General features: G+C 60.0%; 1 protein-coding gene. It reads right to left on the minus strand.

Annotated elements, in window-relative coordinates:
- Positions 1 to 670: cystine ABC transporter substrate-binding protein (gene tcyJ / locus HX803_RS32005; RefSeq protein WP_178926058.1), on the minus strand; the 670-nt coding region annotated here is incomplete at both ends.

Raw genomic sequence — 670 nt, forward strand, 5'->3', positions numbered from 1 at the left:
GTCGGCGCGCAGTTTGTCGAGGGCCTTGTTCACCGCGTCGAGCAGTTCAGGCTCGCCTTTGCGCAGGGCAATACCGGCTTCCTGGCGGGAGAAGGCGTCGCCGGCAGTGGCGGTGTCCGGGGCTTTCTTGGCGTATTCCAGGGCGGCCAGACGGTCGATCAGGATGGCGTCGATACGGCCGATACGCAGGTCCTGGAACTTGGTCGGGTCATCGTTATAGGTCTTGATGATGGCTTTAGGCTGGTTGTCCTTGAGCCATTGTTCGTAGTTGGTGCCCAGGCCTACACCGACTTTCTTGCCGGCCAGGTCGTCGGCGGTCTTGATGCTGTCGACGTTCTTTTTCAGGACCAATGCCTGGATACCGGACACGGTGTAAGGCTTGGAGAAGTCGTACTTCTTCTTGCGCTCTTCAGAAATGGTGACCTGGTTGACCACGGCGTCCAGGCGCTTGGATTCCAGCGCGGCGAGGATGCCATCCCAAGGGGTGGCCTGCAGCTTGACCTTCACGCCCAGCTCCTTGGCCAGGGCTTCAGACAGTTCCACTTCAAAGCCGCTGAGCTTGCCGCTTTCGTCGACAAAGCTGAACGGTGGGTAGGTGCCTTCCAGGCCGATCTTGATCTCGCCCGCTTTCTTGATGGTGTTCAACTGCTCGCCAGCAACCGCCTGGCCC

The sequence above is a fragment of the Pseudomonas sp. P7548 genome (assembly GCF_013386585.1).
GTDB lineage: Bacteria > Pseudomonadota > Gammaproteobacteria > Pseudomonadales > Pseudomonadaceae > Aquipseudomonas.